Source organism: Bartonella sp. AS69XJJH (assembly GCF_042195585.1).
In the GTDB taxonomy this organism is placed as follows: domain Bacteria; phylum Pseudomonadota; class Alphaproteobacteria; order Rhizobiales; family Rhizobiaceae; genus Bartonella.
In genome coordinates this window covers 1-3,694 of record NZ_JBHIOO010000053.1, presented here as the reverse complement: position 1 = coordinate 3,694, position 3,694 = coordinate 1, and the positions used below count along the sequence as shown (strand labels likewise).

Genomic DNA, 3,694 nt, shown 5'->3' with positions numbered 1-3,694 from the left:
ATAAAGGCTCAGTCTTTTTGCACCATAACGCTCTAAATTTTGAATAAGATCTGTCGTAATATCTTCAAGCTTGCGAACGGACTCTGCGTCAGCTTCTGTCTTTTCTTGCTTGGCTTTGCCTAAACGTTTGAAAAACTCCACTAATTTGTCCGTCTTATCAACGTGTGGATTCCACAAAATTGAAAGATAAAGCTCATTGCGATAAAGCTCCTGTGAAATCATCCGCTCGCGATATTTATCATCTAATTGCTTGGCAAATGCCGATCTAAAAGTTCCATCCGGATAAACGGTTTCACGCTTTCTGATGATATGGCTATAAAGCGCTATCCGTTCATCCGCAATGTTTTTAAACAGATTGTTGAGCTGTTCGTGAAGAACATTCAGATCAATAATATCCGCTGTCTCAAAGTTAATGCCTTCAAGTTTAATAACGGACATGAGAGCGCGGGAATCTAGCGCAATGATGTGTTTATTAACATGACGCACATAAGGGATAATCGCCTCTGGCTGCTTTTCACGTTTGCATTGAGCAGCATTCATTATAATTCCTCATAATTACGAATTAATCGCAATGGAGAAATACTTCCCCCACCCCATAGACTCGAATTTCTGGCAAAGATAGATGTCTTTTGCCATGTCAGAAGAATACGAAATTTGTTATGGTCATGCTTTAGGATTTCCTTGAATATGAAATGCATTGCAATCCCAATAGTTACAAGAAAAATATTGCCTGCCATAATGAACAATATCATCGTTCCTATTGCATTTAATCCCATAGCTTCCACCGTCACGCCTGCAATCATTGCAGGGCGCGTGCAAGCAAGAAATAACGTATCTTCTGTTAGCTTGTCGTGCTCTTTCATGGCTTTGAAAGACAACGTTTAACTGTAAAACATTGATGCGATTTGTGGTGCACCAAAGATAATGCCGATGCCAATACAAACAAAGAAAGCTTTACGCATTTCAACATAACCAGCAATCCATGCAATCCCAATACCGGCAATTGCAATCGTTGCTATCGATCTTGCAATGTTTCCTGTTAAAGCTTCAATTATTTTTTGAAGAGCACTTTCAATTTTTCCGAAGCCGCCTGCAGCAAATGCTGGCTCACTCAGTGCGATGAAGGCAATAAACAGCATCAATGCTGCTGTTAGCCATTTCTTTTGTGTGTTGGGTAGAGTAGTTTTTGGTAAGATGTGTTCACAACTGAATGAATTATTCATGTTTTCCATGAAAAAACCCCCTCGCTATTTTAAAGTTGAAAATTAAATTAATAGTTAAAATATTAATCCATCCTATAAAATGAAAAAATAATTTTTTCTACTATAAAATTACAAATATTTAATCTTTTCTTAATTAATGAAGAAATATTGAATAATATTCAAAATGATACTTTTAAAATCTCTTAGAGCAGCGACAATAAATATATTGTCTTAATTTATATTATTATTTTGGGATACTTTGAGATCACGGAAGTTATATTCCCATTGACTATTATCGATAAAACGTTCTTTCAAGCGCTACTAAAAAATCAAGGCAATATTCCACTACGAGCTTTATCAGAAAAAAGTTAATCATCATACACACAGTCCTTGGTGGACAATTCTTGCAAAGAAAAATTATTGTGTTTAAAATTCATTTACTCGTATAGGTTGTTTTCTATAGCGCTAAACAAGAGCGCGTTTCCTTAGTTATATGTTATTTCGCTTTGCTGTTGTTGTAGGTTGTATTGGTTGTATTGCCATGAAAAACAGTTGTTTGAAAGCTTTACCATATTGAAAATCTTTTCTTTTTAATATAGCTTTGACCTTGACACGCTTTTTTCAAGCTATGAGTCGTTTCAAATAGAGGGAAATATAATGGCAAAAAAATAAAAACCCAACTGCGTTAACAGAAGGGTTTCTAAAAATACCCGTACTTACTATACGGTAGATTAAATTAACAAACTAATTCCTAATTTAATTTATCGAGATGCATTCTGCAAGAGAAATTTTGTGGAAAAAGGGTATTTTTAACATTTTTTTGCCTCCAATAGAGAGGTTTTAAAAATTATGGTTAAAAAAACATCTGGAAGAAAGATAAATGCACATCATATAGAATTTAGAAAATTAGCAGAAACTGCTGAGATTGGTTCTGTAAGCCGTGGTCAATTGATTGGATTGGCTAAAAACATGAAAAAAACTGGTTTAGTTAAAAAAACAGAAGGCGAACTTCTTCTTGAGTTACTGGATACAGCTTCAAGAGATTCATTTGAAAAAGGAGGAGTTCCTATTGTTTTCAAAAGCAATCAACAACTTGGTTATGACATTAGTCGTAGTGAAGGACGCGTTAGTCGATTGCTTTCATCTCTCTATGATTGTGGTTTTATTGTTATGCGCGACTCTGGTAACTTTAAACGCTATCCTATACGTAACCATAGCGATGATATCGTAACAGCTTGCGGTATTGATTTACGTATTCTTGTTGCGCGATATCATGAACTTAAGCAAAAAGCAGATGAAGCTCTGGAATGTTATGATAAAAAGAATGAAGCTTTGCATTATTTTAGAGGATTGGTGCGTCAAATTAAAACCTGTTATACAGAAATGGAAGAAACTCCGTTTATCTCATTGCTTTTTTCTAGAATGCAAAAAATTCTTCATATTATTGGTCGACCAACAAAAGCATCTTTTGAAAAATTACAAAAGGCATCCCATCTTTTTGAATGGATTTTACAGCGTTGTTTTAAGCTAAAAACATTAAAAACGACATACAGATATGCCTCCAATGACATACACATAGAACATACAACCCCTAACTATAATTGTAATTGTAACAAAAATGAGTGTTCAGATAACTCTGAACACACTCAAATCGTTAGTGTGACCTCCGGTCACGATAAAATGGCTTATGAAAATATAGAGAATGGCAAAACCGAACCTTCACTTCCTTCAAAAAGTAGTACATTGCCTCAAATTAAGCCGGAGATACTGGAAAAGGCTTTACCAAATGCCATCTTGTTTTCTGAATGTAGTTTCCAAACAGAAAGCGATTTGATACATTCTATGTATCCTATGTACAGAATGATTAAAGTTTCAGAACATGCCGCTGAACAAGCTACAAAAATCATGGGGCTTAAAAAAACAGCTCTGGCAATTGCCATCATTTTTGAAAAATATGCTAGAGGACTTGTAAAATCACCAGGAGGATATCTCCGCGGCATGATTGATAAAGAAAAAAAGGGAGAATTATATCTAGAGCGTTCTTTATTTGCTTTATTGAAACAAGATGATCAAGAAAAAATAAATAGTTTAAACTTAGAAAAAAATCAGAAAATAAAGCTAAACGAAGAAAAAAGATCTTTGTTTGAGTTTGAACTCAATAAAACGTTAAAAAATCTAACAATGTCAAAGGTTATATAAATAATAATTTATATATGAAATAAATATTTTAATTATTTATCTTTAGGGACATTAATCCTTATTTTTAAAAGGCGTAAAGAAGGTCGAAAATGAGAAAAATTTTTGATTTTGAAAAAAGAGAAAGAGATAAATGATCAACTTATCCAGCGGGGATAACTTTTTAGAACCTCTTCCTCCAAAAAAAGATATATACAAGATATTTTTATTTAGCAATTATTTTATTAGATCTTTTATACTTTTTAATGAGAGGCTATCTGCCTCTCAAACTCTCTGGAACGCTCACCAAAATCATG

General features: G+C 33.8%; 3 protein-coding genes and 1 pseudogene. 1 reads left to right on the top strand and 3 read right to left on the bottom strand.

The window, feature by feature from the left end:
- From ACFIK6_RS09305 to ACFIK6_RS09295, 3 genes and pseudogenes are all read right to left on the bottom strand, one after another.
- A pseudogene (locus ACFIK6_RS09305) lies at nt 1–540 on the bottom strand (transporter); the annotation flags it as partial.
- The gene (locus tag ACFIK6_RS09300; RefSeq protein ID WP_273724672.1) at nt 540–863 is read right to left on the bottom strand and encodes a type IV secretion system protein VirB3; all 324 of its coding nucleotides are present in this window, start codon (nt 861–863) and stop codon (nt 540–542) included. The gene ACFIK6_RS09300 and the pseudogene ACFIK6_RS09305, both read right to left, overlap by 1 nt.
- Before the next feature lie 18 nt (nt 864–881).
- Nucleotides 882–1,232: a TrbC/VirB2 family protein gene (locus tag ACFIK6_RS09295; protein ID WP_012755107.1), complete on the bottom strand. Its 351-nt coding sequence runs from the start codon at nt 1,230–1,232 to the stop codon at nt 882–884.
- Between the two features lie 819 nt (nt 1,233–2,051).
- On the opposite strand from ACFIK6_RS09295, the gene repC reads away from it, so the two are divergent.
- Nucleotides 2,052–3,401: a replication initiation protein RepC gene (repC, locus tag ACFIK6_RS09290; protein WP_375642575.1), complete on the top strand. Its 1,350-nt coding sequence runs from the start codon at nt 2,052–2,054 to the stop codon at nt 3,399–3,401.
- The last annotated feature ends 293 nt before the right edge of the window (nt 3,402–3,694 follow it).